Consider the following 14,680-nt stretch of genomic DNA (forward strand, 5'->3'; position numbering starts at 1 on the left):
GATTTACTCTGCCCAGGTACCATTTACAAAAATATCGGTTTCGCTTCCATCTTCGCGGATACCTACGATGTGCAGGTCATCCGATCCAACCATAAAGTCAACGTGGATCAGAGAATCATTCACACCTTTTTTCAGAATTTCCTCGTTGCTCATCTCCAGAAATCCATCGAGCACCTCAGGGAAACCGGCGCCAGCGGCAACGTGGCAGCATGCGTTTTCATCGAAAAGGGTATTAAAGAACATCAGCCCGGACTGGTTAATCGGAGATTCTTTCGGAACGAGTGCAACCTCGCCGAGCATTGCAGCACCGGCGTCCATGGCGAACATTTTTTTCAAAACCTCTTCGCCCTGCTCTGCGTGGCAGTCAACGACTTTTCCATCCTTGAAATCAACGGTAAAGTTGTTGATGATCTGTCCCGACCAGCTTAAAGGTTTTGTGGAAACGAGACGGCCTTCACATTTTCCTCTCATCGGGCTGGTGAAGACTTCTTCGGTCGGCATGTTTGGAACATAGAAGGTGTTGTTCGTATGGTTGATATCACCGGCGCCGCTCCATTTTGCGCCCGGAATCAGCTCAACGGTGAAATCCGTACCGTTTTTGCTGGTGTAATGCAGCTTGTGGAATGCCTGCTCATTCAGCCAGCTGGCTTTCTGGGTCATGAGGTCGCAGTGTGCCTGCCAGATCTTTTCTGCATCTTCGCCGTCTTTTAAGTAAACACAGTCGAAAATAGCATCCCACAGTTTTTCAACAGCAATATCCTCCGGCTCGCCCGGGAATACTTTTTCTGCCCATTTTGGAGAAGCGGCGGCAACGATCAGCCACTGATGCTTTCCATCGAGCTGGTCACGGTATTTTTTAATGACTTTTCCACGCATCTGACGAACGGTGGAGAGCAGGTCCGCAGGAATGCCGGCGAGCTCGTCCGGATCGGAGGAGTCGATGAAAATGCGAACCGGCAGATCAACCGTCATCTGTTTGAAACGCTCTTCTTCCCAGTGCGGAACCGCGCCAAGCGTTTCTGCGGTGGCATACTGATAATGCATTTTGTTGATCTCACCGCATTCCCAGATCACTTCCACATAGCTTGCGCCCGCCTGATAGCACTCCTCTGTCACCATCTGGGTAAGCAGAACCTGATCGACGCCGGCCTGGAGGCGGACACGCTGTCCTTTCTGTACATTTGCGCCGATTTTTACGATCAGCTTTGCATATTCTCTTAATTTTGCCTGAAATTTTGCTTCATTCATGATAAAAGACTCCTTTTTGTGATTTTTAAAACTGAAATGGATCATTAAAGGCTCCATAGTACGAAACCGGTTCGCCCGCGGAAAGCAGATGATGGACATCGCCGACGGTCTGGCAGCGGAAGTACACTTCACCCGGCTTGCGTTCCTCGCTTCCGACGATTGTGACGGAAGTCGGCGCCAGGAACATGCCCTGCCAGAGCTGTACCGGCGTCATATTCAGCAGATGCGACAGTGCCACACAGGTGACGCCGAGATGGCAGAAGCAGACGATGACGGCTTCGCGGTTTGTTTCATCCGAAGCGTGATAGCGGTAACCGTCGCGTACATAGCCGTAGCGCGCAAGCAGTGCATCGAGTCCGTCGGTCACAAAATGGTAATTCTCGTCCATGTTTCCGGTCTGCATAATCGGATTTTTCGTCCAGAGATCCTGGTCATAGAGATCACGGTTTGCATCGAGCACATCCGGTAGAAAATCCCATGGAATCCGGCGTTTTCCCGTTTCCGGGTCAATGACAGGTGCATCAAATTCCCGCAGCCATGGAAGAATTTCGGCTTCGCGGCCTGCATTTTTCAGTGTAAAAGAAGCCGTATCTTTCGCACGGCCAAGCGGAGAACAGTAAAAATCGGTGACATTCCATTTTGCTGTGCGTTTCGAAAGCAGCTCGGCCTCGCGCCAGCCTTTTTCGGTCAGAGAATCAATTTCATAATTTGGTTCACCGTGGCGGATAAAAATAATTTTCATAACGTTCCTTTCTTCGTATGTCGAAAAAATGGTGGATTTCGACATAGAAAAGTAAAATTTCGTCCCGAAAGATCTGTGCCGGAGCATAAAAGAATTCAGAACTAAGATCATTTCATTCAGTATATCATAAATAGTCAGATTTGTGTGAATTTCTTATCGGCCTCTCCCCCAGTTCAGCTCCCCGTTGGTAAACTCAGCCCAGTTGTACTGCGCCATGTATTCACCATGGTACTGGTTGATCGCGGAAAGTTTTCCCTCGCACCAGTCAAAATAGTCACAGGAGACTTCTTCCGGGCAGATCCACAGGCTTCCTCTGGCGGACGCAACGAGCGTTTCACAATGATACACTTTTAACGAATAAAAATTTGTGAAGCGGAAGCTCCCTTTTTGATACGCTGCATCTTGAGAGAGTAGCTAGTAGCAGTCCTGTAGGTAGGTGCAAACAGGAGAAAAATATGCTATAGTAAAAACAGCGTAAGGGGAAACAAAAAGTAATGCAGCAAGAGGAAAGAGGATGATAAACTGTCGGTCATCATGGTCTGTCTGAACGCTCAAAAAGAAACCGATGATGTATTTCTTCAGATGATGAAGACACTACTTGGTGTTGAAATGCCGGAGAATGAATTTTTGAAATTGATGCATACGTAAAAAAACAGGCACGATTCCCGAAAAAGGTGATTCGTGCCTGCTTTTTTTACTTTTCTACTTCTTCATACTGGTTGCCTTCCGGGTCACGCAGGTTATCATCTACATAAATTTTTCTTCCTTTGGTATCCAGTCTTTCTTTGTAGTCCATAGAGAAGGCACCTAGTGAAGCGGCCAGAAAGCTAAAAACAATCGTCGCTTTAGAAAGGTTCTGTAAAAATTTGAGGGCGCCATAAATAATCAGGTTTTTGTAATACTCCAGCCGCAGTCCTTTTTCAACACCCCGTGCAGTGAGGCGGCAGATAAGCAGAACAACGGCCAGCATAAATGCACCGATAACCAGAAGAAAAATTCCGGCTTCATGATATTTTCCAGGTAAATAGCAGGCACCGATTACGATCATGATCGGGGCAATTAAGGACATAGTAAAAACCATTTCGGCACGAAAGGTAAAAAATCGATACATCAAAAAAATTAAGATTAGGATAGCGATGAAAAGCATATTAGTTTTCTCCTTCGTAATGTTATAAATGATATAAAGCTTTTTTGCAGAAAAAGCAGATGAATTTGTGTGAAAAATTTTGCGTATTTTGGCTTTTTCCTGTATAATTAGATCAATGTCGACAGGAAAACAGCATTCTGCCCAAGCCATCGGATATTTGCTGTTGTCCGGAAAGGAACTTTGATACTACATGAGCGATTTTTCACAAAGGCTTGAAAAGGAAATAAAAAATACAGGAAAAACTTTATATTATCTGTCTGAGGCCAGTGGTATGCAGCTGGATTACATTTCTAAAATGAGTAAAGGAAAACGTATTCCAAAAGAAGAAGAGCGCCTGACCTGTCTTCTTGATGCGATGGAATGCACCAGAAATACAAGAGCAGATCTCCTGTTCCTTTATCGCCAGGAAAAAATGGGAAAGAGCCAGTGGCAATGTATGGAAGAACTGATCCGTATTATCCAGCAGGATGTGGTTGAATTTCCTCAAGTCTCTGTTTCTCCAAGTGTTTCAGGAATTCCGGATACGGATATGACGCTGGACAATATCTTTGCAATTTATGCGTGTATTCGAAAAGCAATGATAAATGCTTCCGATTCCACGATTTGCTTATGTACTCCGGAAATTTCACTGGAACATTTACGATATCTTGTTCAGATTATTCATGAAGTGCCCTATCGCAGATTAGAGCATCTTTTTCCTTTGCTGCAGAATCAGACAACGGAAAATACACTGGATAACCTTCGGAAAATATGCAGTCTGAAACCGGCAATGAACTATGAAAACTACAAACCATTTTATTATTACGTTTCTTCTGCTGAGTCCGAGGCGAAAAAAGCAGGCTTACTTCCCAACTGGCTGATCACAGACCATATTGCAATTGGAATCAATTTTCATACGGCGAAAGGAATTATTCTCAGAGATGCGCAACAAATACAATTACTGAAGAATTCCTTTATTCAGGAAAGAAAAATAGCAAAGGAAATGTTGTTTTGCTCTGATTTAAATGCTTATGTAAAAGATGTCAATGTTATGATGAATGAAGGCTATGTAACGCATAACTATTATATTGAATATTCACCATGTCTTCTGCATCTGATTCCGTTAAATGTACTGAAACAGCAGATCATCCTGGATGGAGTGGAAAAAGAACAGCTTTTATCTTCTCTCTTTCAGCGGATCCGGCACATGGAAACGGAAAGTATGGTACATATTTTCTGTATATCTGGCTTACGACAATTAATGGAGCAGGGACGCATTGCAGGCTATCCGGATATGCTTTATAAGCCTCTTGATCCTGCGATGCGCCTGTGGCTGTTGAAAAGTTATTATCAATATATGCTGCACACACCTCATTCCTGCATTTGTGTAAAAGAAAATTTCGTCCAGCTGCCGAAACACATCTCCATTGTATGTAGCTCTAATGTTCATAATGGAATTGCATTTTGGAACAATACAAGTCATGGATTGCAATATTATATTTTAAAAGAATCCGGCTTCTCACAAAAACTATATGAATTTTGCCAGTTTCTGGAGAATGGAAACATGGCATGGTCACAGGAGGAGACGCTGGATATTATTCGAAACATGATTGTGGAATATGGAGGCACCTTATAAACCGCGCTTCCAGGAAAATAAAGGATTCTTTCGGGACAGCTTTTCTCCTGCTATCTCTGGAAGAGCCGGGAGAAAAGCCCCTTCTTTTTTGCCGGGCGGGATGCAGCAGGTACATTTTGATTGATATATTGCTGAAACATGTTTTTTGAATCCTGAATGAGACCATTTAATTGCGCATTCTGACCAGCAGAAAACAGATCACACAATACAACTCCTTTTTGGGCATAGTACAATGCATTTTCCTTTCGCTCCAGTCTCATATTTGCAATTTGGAGCGTTTGATAGATAGGGATTTGATAGACCGGCATTTCTTCCGGAAGCAAAAGATCGCTGTAATGATACAGAAGTAATGAGATTTCTTCCGCTGCTTCCTGGATCTGCTCGGGATTTATATGTTCTTCCTGTACATTCTGAAGATACATAGATCCACATCCGATACAAATGCGGATGAATGCTTTGGACACAGTTTCTCTGATTTGTGGATTTAGAATTTCTGCATTCCATATATATTCGATACTTTCTGCCAGACGCCAGCTCTTCTCGGCCAATTCGGTGCATTTGTGTCCCTGTATTTTTTCTGCTGTTACGACGGAAATGCATGCCAGCATACATTTCAGTTCATTCATCAATAAAATTTCAGCAGTTTTTTCTTTTGGGATTTTTAACTGCATTTCCTGTTCCAGCTTTTCTTGCTGGTGTTCTGTAAAATCCTGTAATTCTTTGATGCTCTCCGGATCGCTGAACTGAGATTCCTCCAAAGTTATTTTGCAGATCATTACCCGGAGCAGATTCTGATAGGTTTCTTTCCAGATTCCCGGTTCTTCTGATTGATTACTGATGGCCATGCATCTTCTGAAAAGATCTGTTTTATCAAAGGCCGACAGATATGGATTGTTGGAAAATTGCAGAATCTGAAAGGCTGTACAATGAAAATTTTCTTTTGCAGCTGCCTGCATCAGGAGCTCGGGATATTTTCGGGCATTCATAGACGCAACAGAAAATTCCTCTGCCTGTTTTTGAGCAGAAAGCAGCATTTTCTTTGGGGCTTTCTGTAGCAAAAATCCATTTTCCGGAAAGAGATTTCCAAAGATATTTTTAAAAATAGCTTGTTGTACTGCTGCTTTCAGTGTCATTGCATGAGAATGCATCTGCGGGCAATCCAGATTTCCGGCGACTGCTGTAATTTCATATTTTTCTTTGAGTGAAAGCAGCGCCGGAACAAGCAGATATTCTGTATCTGTCAGAATTTCCAGACGATGATAGACATCATGGTACGGCGCACCCGCGCGATCTCCCTTGGAAAACAGGAGCTTCGGGAAAAAATTCCAGCAGATACCTTCTAAGGTATGGTCTGTTACCTTTGCCTGCGCCAGCTCATAGATAGAATCATATCCTTCCTGATTGCTTTTTACTGTAACATGGGTATCGGATTGCACAGAATATAATTGACGTTCATAATAATTGGACAGAAAAATTCTGTCGCCCAAGTGATCCCAGGAATACATATAGTCCATATAGGATTCATACACATGATTTCCAAACATACTTGTCGTTGGTCCGACAAACAGAGAGTTCCACGCTTCGTAAGTATCAAGTTTTTGATTAAAAGCATTTACCATTTTTGCCTGTTCTTCTTTTGTATATTTGGAAATTTCCGTTCGTTCATTTGTCTTTTGCACAGAAGTTCCGCCTTTGCGGCGTCCGTGCTCAACCAGGAGAAGAAAGATGATTTCTTCTTTTTCCAGAAATTCTATTTCAAAAGAAATATCCCATGATTTTTCATCACAATAGGTTCTGTAATTACTACCTGAATTTATCGCTTTTTGTAATATTTCGGGATCAAGAGTTTCCCATGGAATCGAAACAGGAAAGTCCATATTTTATTTCCTCCAGGTGTCTGCTGATAAAATGATGTTGGAGGCAAAAAATATTTTGCCTCCCTTGTCATCCGATTGCTTTGCATGATATGCTTTGGCAATTCTTATTTTAATACTTTGATAGATACTTTTCCGCCAATTCCGGCCTGACACTGAACTTTTAAGATATCTCCGTCTTTTAAATCCAGATCCAGGTAACCATCACCAGTTTTAAACATGGCACCGGCTAAGGATTTTCCTATTTCGCCGACGGATATTTGTTCTGCGAGGCCGCTGCCTGCAGAAAATCCAATGATGGACCCCATCAGATTGACATTCCCTTTTTTGCTGTCTTTTGCCGGATCTATCATAGAAATACGATGAACGCCAGGAGTTAAGCTGATTTCATATGGAGTCTTAGATGCCTCATATAAAGTTCCTTCTTTTTCGTCATCAATAAAGATGCCTATTTTTGCTTTGGAATTCATCATTTTATTGTACTTGAGTGGATGAAACATTTTGTCCATGACGCTCATGGAAAGATCTTTTGCCATTCGATTGGAATCTTTTACTGTTAATACTAATCTTGCACTCATATTTTCCCTCCTGAAGTCAAGCGTTTCAAGTGATGCGCTTTTGTATTTTGGGTATCGGATTGTTGTTTTGGTATGGAATAGAATGATCCGATTCCGGCTAAAATTTGTGTTTATTATACTATTATTTGAAAAACTATATGAAATAGGCATAAAAATTAGACAAAAAATCAGATGAAAACATAAATTAAACTTTTAATGATTCCTATGATCCGATTTTTTTAAAAGAAAATTGATTTTATGGGAAAACAAAACTTATTTTGGAATGGAGAGAAGCGCAGGAGGCTGTGAACGACAGAACAAAAGAAAGAAATGACAGAAAACAGATACCGCGGTGGCAAAGCTGTTCACAAAGCTGGCGGGCGTGACAACGGCGTCTTATCTGTGGGTTGAAACAAAATATCATGAAAAACAGAAAAGAAGCATATCGTATAAAGATAACGGATGAACGCAGGTGAATCCATGAACAGACTCTGGAGCGGTATGCTTCTTCTTGGCATTGCCTACGGTGCTTTTTGCGGAAAACTGCCGGAGGTGACAGACGGTGCGCTGCGCGCTTCAAAAGAGGCAGTTGTGCTGGCAATTTCTCTTCTGGGTGTGACGGGCCTTTGGAGCGGGCTGATGGAGATTGCAAGGAAAGCGGGAATGATCGACAGCCTGGTAAAAAAGATGGGACCGGTCATGCGCTTTTTGTTTCCAAAGGTACCATCGGATCACCCGGCCATCCAATCGGCTGCCACAAATATGATCTGTAATGTATTCGGTCTTGGCGCAGCGGCAACGCCGCCGGGCCTTCTTGCCATGGAACAGTTCGAAGAGCTGGAAGAGGAACGGCGGAAAAACAAAAATCCGGCCGCTGTTCCGAAAGGAACTGCAAACCGGGAAATGTGCACCTTTCTGATTTTAAATATTTCTTCCCTGCAGCTGATACCGGTCAACGTGATTGCATACCGCAGCCAGTATGGCAGCGTGCATCCAACGGCCATTGTCGGACCGGCACTGGCAGCGACGGCAGCAAGCACGGTAGCGGCTGTTTTATTCTGCAAATGTATGGAGAAATGCAAAAGCTGAGAATGCGGTCTGCCCAGGAATATTTATAAAAAAACAGTAAATTCGCCTTCTTAGGACTAGCCGCCGCGGCAACGGCTTGGTACAATAAAAGAAATGAGGGATATTGAATTTTACATAGGAGGAACACAAGAGCATGGCAGGATATGTGAGTCTTCAGGATGTAACCAAGACATACAAAATGGGTGAAGTCACCATCAAGGCCGCGGATGGAATCAGTTTTGATGTGGAAAAAGGTGAGTTTGTGATCGTTGTCGGCCCGAGCGGCGCGGGAAAGACGACCGTTCTGAATATCTTAGGAGGCATGGACACGGCGACTTCCGGAAAGGTGCTGGTGGACGGCGCGGAAATCAGCAAATACCGCGGCAAGAAGCTGATCCAGTACCGGCGGGAGGATATTGGATTTGTTTTTCAGTTTTATAATCTGATGCAGAACCTGACGGCGCTCGAGAATGTGGAGCTGGCGATGCAGATTTGTAAGCATCCGCTGGATGCGTCGGAGGTGCTTGAGGAGGTTGGGCTGGAAGAGAGAATGAATAACTTCCCGGCGCAGCTTTCGGGCGGAGAGCAGCAGCGTGTGGCGATTGCGCGTGCGCTGGCGAAGAATCCGAAACTGCTGCTCTGCGATGAGCCGACCGGCGCGCTCGATTATGTGACGGGAAAAGCGATCTTAAAGCTGCTGCAGGATACCTGCCGGGCGAAGGGAATGACGGTCATTGTCATCACTCACAACTCGGCGCTGACACCGATGGCGGACCGCGTGATTAAAATCCGAAACGGAAAAGTGGCGGGCATGAAAACAAATGAGAACCCGACGCCGGTGGAAGAGATAGAATGGTAGGTGGACGATGAGAGCATTTCGAAAAGACTTTATCCGGGAAATCACAAAGAACAAGGGGCGGTTTCTGTCAGTCTTTTTCATCGTGCTTCTTGGCGCGGCGTTTTTCTCGGGCATCCGGTCGGCGGAAGGAGATATGAAGGTTTCGGCGGACCGGTATTATGATGAAGTAAATTATATGGATTTGAAAGTTCTTGGAACGCTGGGGCTGACGGACGATGATCTGGCGGATATCGAGAAGACGGACGGCGTGAAAGCGGTTTACGGCGGAAAGACGGTGGAAGTGCTGCATGACATCGGCGAGAGCGAGCAGGTTGTGAAACTGATTGCGCTGACGGACGGTGTGAATGAGCCGCGCGTGGTCGAGGGACGGATGCCGGAGAAAGAGGATGAAATTCTTGTTGATACGCAGTTTCTGAAAAGTTCCGGCTGTGAGATCGGGGATCAGGTAACGTTCACTTCCGGAACGGAGGATCCGCTCTCAGATTCGCTGACCGGGGATACGTTTACGATTGTTGGTTCGGCGACGCTCCCTTATTATATGGAGCTGAACCGGGGAACGGGCTCGATTGGAAACGGAAGCATCAACAGTTTTGCACTGCTGCTTCCGGAGACATTTACCTCGGATCTCTATACAGAGATTTACGTCCAGGCGGACGGCGCACAGGAAGAGGCGAGCTACAGCGATGCGTATGATGAGACGGTGAAGGCTGTACAGACGAAGATTGAAGCGCTCGAGGATGCGGCGTGCGACCGGCGGTATACGGCAGTCAAAACCGAAGGACAGGAAAAGATTGATGATGCAAAACAGCAGGTCGCTGATGCAGAGCAGAAATTAGCGGACGCAAAAACAGAGCTGGATGACGGTGCACAGCAGCTTGCCGACGCGAAAGTGACGATTGCGGACAAAGAGCAGGAACTTCTCGACGGCGAACAGACGTTAAAGGACAAAGAACAGGAGCTTCTTGACGGAAAGCAGACGATTGCTGAGAAAGAACAGGAACTCCTTGACGGAAAACAGACCATTGCAGACAAAGAGCAGGAACTTCTCAGTGCGAAAGCAACCATCGCCGATAAAGAGCAGGAACTGGCATCCGGCAAGGCAACGCTGAAAGATAAAGAGGCGGAACTTGCGGGCGGAAAAGCGACGCTGGAAGCAAAGGCGGCAGAGCTGGAAAGCGGAAAAGCGGAGCTGAATCAGAAAGCCGATGAACTTGCAAGTGGAAAAACCACACTTGAGGCAAAAGCGAAAGAACTTTCCGACGGAAAAGCACAGCTTGCAGAGAAAGAAACAGAACTGGCATCCGGCAAAAAAGAGTTAGAGGAAAAAATGACGCAGCTTTCGGCGGCAAAAACCGAACTGACTCGGAAGCAGACGGAGCTGAATACTGCAAAAGAGCAGCTTTCCAAAAAAGAAACGGAATTGAATATTGCAAAGGAACAGCTTTCCGCTGCACGCGAGGAACTGGACAACAAGAAAGCAGAAACCGCTGCAGGACGCACACAGTATGAAGCGCAGAAGGCAGCGTATGAAGAACAGAAGAGTCAGTATGAGACAGCCAGGGATCAGTTAGCCCAGATTTCCAGGCAGCTTCCGGTGGTGGAGGCTGCGCAGACAGAAGTGACTGGTCAGATCGAGGTGATTGAGGCTCAGCTTGACGGACTGACCGAGGAAGATGAAGCATATGTATCCCTGTTGGAACAGAAAACTGCGCTGGAAGCAAAGCAGACAGAGTTAGCACAGCAGCTTTTCACGATGCAGGAGCAGAAAACATTTCTGGAACAAAACATCGCAGCGTTTGAAGCAGCAAGCGCTGATGCGGAAGCCCGGCTTGCGGCTGCAGAAGCTCAGATTACCGACGCAGAAAGTCAGCTTGCCGCTGCAGATGCACAATTAACAGAAAAAGAGCAGGAATGCGCCGCAGGCGAGGCACAGATTGCTTCTGCAAAAGAAGAACTGGAAAGCGGCGAAGCTCAGATTACAGAGGCTCTTGCCCAGCTTCAGGATGGAGAAGCACAGGCAGAAGCTTATCAGAAACAGATTGAGGATGGCGAAGCCCAGCTTGCATCCGCCAAAGCAGCGATTGCCGACGGAGAAGCTCAGATTGAGACGAACCGCAGTAAATTAAAAGACGGAGAAACTCAGCTTGCGGCTGCCAGAGCCCAGCTTGCTGATGGGGAACAGCAGATTGCATCGTACCGACAGACGATTCAGTCGGGTGAGGCCCAGCTTGCCGCTGCAAAGCAGACAATTTCCAGTGGAGAAAGTCAGCTCGCCGACGCGAAACAGACGATCGCCGATGGCGAAACCCAGTTAGCAGAAGCAAAGCAGACGATCGCCGATGGAGAAAGTCAGCTCGCCGAAGCCAAGCAGACGATTGCCGACGGAGAAACCCAGCTTGCCGACGCGAAACAGGAAATCGCCGACGGAAAAATCTCCCTTGCGGATGCGAAACAGGAAATTGCCGATAAAGAAAAGGAACTTGAGGACGGCAAAGCCGAATATGAAAAAGCAAAAGCCGACGCCGAACCAGAAATCGCGGATGCGAAGCAGGAAATTGCGGACGGTGAGAAAACACTCGCAGACCTGAAAAAACCAACGTGGTACGTCTGGGGACGGAATAAGGTAACGTCAACTGAGAGCTTCGGTCAGGATGCCGGCCGTATCTCGAATATCGGAAAATTCTTCCCGGTTATCTTCTTCCTCGTGGCTGCTCTCGTCAGCCTGACGACGATGACACGAATGATCGAGGAACAGCGTCAGCAGATCGGAACGTTAAAAGCCCTCGGCTATTCCGACGGCGTGATCGCCTTTAAATATTTCGCATACGCGATGCTCTCCACCGTATCCGGCGCTCTCGCGGGCGTGGTGGTTGGAGAAAAAATCCTGCCCTGGGTTATTATGAATGCCTACGGCATGCTGTATACCGGACTTCCGTATTACATGACCCTGCTGAACTGGGAGCAGGGAGGCCTTGCGATTCTGGCGAGTGCAGCCTGCACCGGCGTGGCGACGATCGCGGCATGCTACAAAGAACTCGCCGCAGGTCCGGCAGAGCTGATGCGGCCGGAAGCACCGAAAAACGGCAAACGGATTTTCCTGGAACGCATCGGCGTACTCTGGAAACATCTGAACTTTACGCAGAAATCAACCGTGCGGAATCTGGTGCGGTATAAAAAACGATTCTTCATGACCGTTATCGGAATCGGCGGATGCATGGGTCTGATCCTCGTCGGTTTCGGCCTTCAGGATTCCATCACCGCGATTGCGAAAAACCAGTTCGTCAGCCTCTTCACCTATCAGGCGAATGCTGTGCTGAATTCAGATGTGGATGAATCCGAAAAAGAAGCATTGCAGACCGATCTGGAAAACTACAGCGGCATCGATGAGCTGCTGGAAATGTACTGCCAGAACATCGAACTGCAGACCGACAAAAAGACCGTGGATGCAGTGCTTGAAGTGCCGAAAGAACTGACGAATTTCAATGACTTCTATGCCTTCCGAGACCGGAAAAGCGGAGAAGTTTACGAATTCCCGACCGACGGCGGCGCAGCCATCAGCGAAAAGACAGCAACGATGCTCGGCGTAAAAGCAGGCGACACGGTTCAGCTGAAAAAAGGCGATGATATTGTGGACGTAAAGATTTCGATCATCGTCGAAAACTACGTGCGCCATTACCTGTATTTGGCCCCGGATCTCTACGAGGAGCTGTTCGGCGGAGCGCCGGACTACAACCAGCTTCTGATGAAATATCAGGACATGTCGGGCAATTATGAGACAGCACTCGGAGAAAAAATCATGACGTACGACGGTGTAGCGGCAATCTCGTTCACATCCGACCTGATTGATCAGATTGACAACATGCTTCGTTCCCTCGACATCGTCATCGTGGTGCTGATCGTATCGGCGGGCCTGTTGGCGTTTGTGGTGCTGTACAACCTGAACAACATCAACATCACCGAACGACAGAGAGAGCTGGCAACGCTGAAAGTGCTCGGCTTCTTCGACGGCGAGGTGGCATCGTACGTGTACCGGGAAAACATGGTGCTGACACTGTTCGGCGTTATCGCGGGCATGGGAATTGGAACGTTTTTACATCATTGCGTAATTCAGACCGTCGAGGTCGATATGATGATGTTCGGACGAAACGTGTTCCCGCGGAGCTACGGCTGGAGCGCCCTGATTACCCTGGCGTTTGCTCTGTTCGTCAATTTTATGATGTTCTACCGATTAAGAAAAATTGATATGATTGAATCGCTGAAAAGCGTGGAGTAAACAACAGAAAAAGGCCGTCCGCGGTGATGCAGAGAATCTGCAGAAACCGTGGGTGGTTTTTTCATTTTGAAAGTGAAATATGAGCCGGAATGCTTGTTTTTTCAGACATTTCGTTGTATAAAAAAAATAAGGGTTTTTATTAGAACAGAATCAAAAAACAAAGAGTAAAGGGGATTTTTACAAATGGGAACAACAGAAACGAAAAAAATGAGAGTCGGCGTTGTCGGCTGCGGAGCGATCAGTGATATTTATCTGACGAACATGATTCATAACTTTGAGAATCTTGAGGTAGCAGCATGCTGTGCAGGCCATCTTGAACATGCGAAAAAGAAAGCAGAGCAGTATGGCATCAAGGGCTGTACCTACGAGGAAATTCTGGCAGACCCGTCGATTGAAATGGTAGTCATTCTGACACCGGCACCGACCCACGAGGGGCTGATCCGTCAGGCACTGGAAGCCGGAAAACACGTTTACACTGAAAAAACAATGACCCTCGCACCGGAAACGGCAGCGAAACTGATCGGGCTGGCAGAGGAGAAACATCTCTATCTCGGTTCCGCACCGGACACCTTCCTTGGATCGGCACTGCAGACCGCAAGAAAAGCGATCGACGACGGGCTGATCGGCGAGGTGACATCTTTCGAAGCATGCGCAAACCGCGATCTTGATTTGCTGGCGAGCATCTTCCGTTTTCTGCGGATGCCGGGCGGCGGTATCTGCTACGATTTCGGTGTTTATTATCTGACGGCAATTGTGAGTCTTTTTGGTCCGGTGGATCGCGTTGTATCGTCCGTGCGAAACCTTGCGGCGAAGCGTGTGAACATCATTCCGGGCAGCCCGGAATACGGACAGGAATTTGACTATACAAACGAAAGTCAGGTCTTTACCATTCTGGAAATGAAAAACGGTGTGACCGGTACATTCTGCGTCAATGGTGACAGCGTCATCAATGATCAGGCGGTATTCACCATTTACGGTAAAAAAGGTATCTTAAAGCTTGTTGATCCGAACAATTTCGGCGGCGATGTTGTCTATATTCCGGGTGTAAAAGACTGGACACAGCAGGCTGTTCCGGAAGTTTTACATTATGGCTTTGATTACAGCGAAAACAGCCGTGGTCTTGGCCCGTCTGAGATGGCAGAAGCAATTGCCGAGGGCAGACCAAACCGTGCGAGTGCCAAAATGGCATATCACGTACTCGATACGATCGATCAGATTATGAAGAGTGCGGAAACGGGTGCATTTGAGAAGGTTCCATCCACCTGCGAAAGACCGGAGACCATGCCGAATTCATAGC

11 protein-coding genes are annotated in these 14,680 nt (G+C 46.6%); 5 read left to right on the plus strand and 6 right to left on the minus strand.

Features of this window, described 5'->3' with window-relative positions:
* Window positions 1-3: 3 nt before the first annotated feature.
* The 4 genes from DWX32_RS12500 to DWX32_RS12515 form a co-directional block, all read right to left on the minus strand.
* The gene (locus tag DWX32_RS12500; protein WP_118660289.1) at window positions 4-1,248 is read right to left on the minus strand and encodes an aminopeptidase; all 1,245 of its coding nucleotides are present in this window, start codon (window positions 1,246-1,248) and stop codon (window positions 4-6) included.
* Between the two features lie 25 nt (window positions 1,249-1,273).
* Window positions 1,274-1,990, minus strand: a complete 717-nt coding sequence (locus tag DWX32_RS12505; protein ID WP_118660239.1) for a histidine phosphatase family protein — start codon at window positions 1,988-1,990, stop codon at window positions 1,274-1,276.
* 153 nt (window positions 1,991-2,143) lie between these two features.
* A complete protein-coding gene (locus DWX32_RS12510) occupies window positions 2,144-2,338 on the minus strand; it encodes a hypothetical protein (RefSeq protein ID WP_055220341.1) in 195 nt (64 codons plus the stop codon).
* Between the two features lie 346 nt (window positions 2,339-2,684).
* Window positions 2,685-3,287, minus strand: coding sequence for a hypothetical protein (locus tag DWX32_RS12515; RefSeq protein WP_118660241.1), 603 nt, complete (start codon window positions 3,285-3,287; stop codon window positions 2,685-2,687).
* A gap of 121 nt (window positions 3,288-3,408) precedes the next feature.
* Here DWX32_RS12515 and DWX32_RS12520 point away from each other — a divergent pair, with 121 nt between their 5' ends.
* Window positions 3,409-4,752: a hypothetical protein gene (locus DWX32_RS12520; RefSeq protein WP_147341993.1), complete on the plus strand. Its 1,344-nt coding sequence runs from the start codon at window positions 3,409-3,411 to the stop codon at window positions 4,750-4,752.
* Window positions 4,753-4,802: 50 nt separating this feature from the next.
* On the opposite strand, the gene DWX32_RS12525 is transcribed toward DWX32_RS12520, so the two are convergent.
* Window positions 4,803-6,431, minus strand: a complete 1,629-nt coding sequence (locus DWX32_RS12525) for a hypothetical protein (RefSeq protein WP_147398495.1) — start codon at window positions 6,429-6,431, stop codon at window positions 4,803-4,805.
* Between the two features lie 302 nt (window positions 6,432-6,733).
* A complete protein-coding gene (locus DWX32_RS12530; RefSeq protein ID WP_117510709.1) occupies window positions 6,734-7,204 on the minus strand; it encodes a hypothetical protein in 471 nt (156 codons plus the stop codon).
* Window positions 7,205-7,663: 459 nt separating this feature from the next.
* Between DWX32_RS12530 and DWX32_RS12535 the strand changes: the two genes are divergently transcribed.
* From DWX32_RS12535 to DWX32_RS12550, 4 genes are all read left to right on the plus strand, one after another.
* Window positions 7,664-8,272, plus strand: a complete 609-nt coding sequence (locus tag DWX32_RS12535) for a nucleoside recognition domain-containing protein (RefSeq protein WP_055267272.1) — start codon at window positions 7,664-7,666, stop codon at window positions 8,270-8,272.
* Between the two features lie 133 nt (window positions 8,273-8,405).
* Window positions 8,406-9,110 (plus strand): ABC transporter ATP-binding protein, encoded by a 705-nt coding sequence (locus tag DWX32_RS12540; protein ID WP_118660245.1) that lies wholly within the window; start codon window positions 8,406-8,408, stop codon window positions 9,108-9,110.
* A gap of 7 nt (window positions 9,111-9,117) precedes the next feature.
* Window positions 9,118-13,383 (plus strand): ABC transporter permease, encoded by a 4,266-nt coding sequence (locus DWX32_RS12545; RefSeq protein ID WP_118660247.1) that lies wholly within the window; start codon window positions 9,118-9,120, stop codon window positions 13,381-13,383.
* Window positions 13,384-13,566: 183 nt separating this feature from the next.
* On the plus strand, window positions 13,567-14,679 hold the full coding sequence (locus DWX32_RS12550; RefSeq protein ID WP_118660249.1) for a Gfo/Idh/MocA family protein: 1,113 nt from the start codon (window positions 13,567-13,569) through the stop codon (window positions 14,677-14,679).
* Window position 14,680 lies beyond the last annotated feature (1 nt).

Origin of the sequence: Blautia sp. AF19-13LB (assembly GCF_003479105.1) — a bacterium.
In the GTDB taxonomy this organism is placed as follows: domain Bacteria; phylum Bacillota; class Clostridia; order Lachnospirales; family Lachnospiraceae; genus Fusicatenibacter; species Fusicatenibacter saccharivorans.

Excerpts from the sequence above, each read along its gene's own strand:
- DWX32_RS12500 (WP_118660289.1), bottom strand. The coding sequence starts at position 1,248 with ATGAATGAAGCAAAATTTCAGGCAAAATTAAGAGAATATGCAAAGCTG.
- DWX32_RS12505 (WP_118660239.1), bottom strand. The coding sequence starts at position 1,990 with ATGAAAATTATTTTTATCCGCCACGGTGAACCAAATTATGAAATTGAT.
- DWX32_RS12515 (WP_118660241.1), bottom strand. The coding sequence starts at position 3,287 with ATGGCTTGGGCAGAATGCTGTTTTCCTGTCGACATTGATCTAATTATA.
- DWX32_RS12520 (WP_147341993.1), top strand. The coding sequence starts at position 3,409 with ATGCAGCTGGATTACATTTCTAAAATGAGTAAAGGAAAACGTATTCCA.
- DWX32_RS12530 (WP_117510709.1), bottom strand. The coding sequence starts at position 7,204 with ATGAGTGCAAGATTAGTATTAACAGTAAAAGATTCCAATCGAATGGCA.
- DWX32_RS12535 (WP_055267272.1), top strand. The coding sequence starts at position 7,664 with ATGAACAGACTCTGGAGCGGTATGCTTCTTCTTGGCATTGCCTACGGT.
- DWX32_RS12540 (WP_118660245.1), top strand. The coding sequence starts at position 8,406 with ATGGCAGGATATGTGAGTCTTCAGGATGTAACCAAGACATACAAAATG.
- DWX32_RS12545 (WP_118660247.1), top strand. The coding sequence starts at position 9,118 with ATGAGAGCATTTCGAAAAGACTTTATCCGGGAAATCACAAAGAACAAG.
- DWX32_RS12550 (WP_118660249.1), top strand. The coding sequence starts at position 13,567 with ATGGGAACAACAGAAACGAAAAAAATGAGAGTCGGCGTTGTCGGCTGC.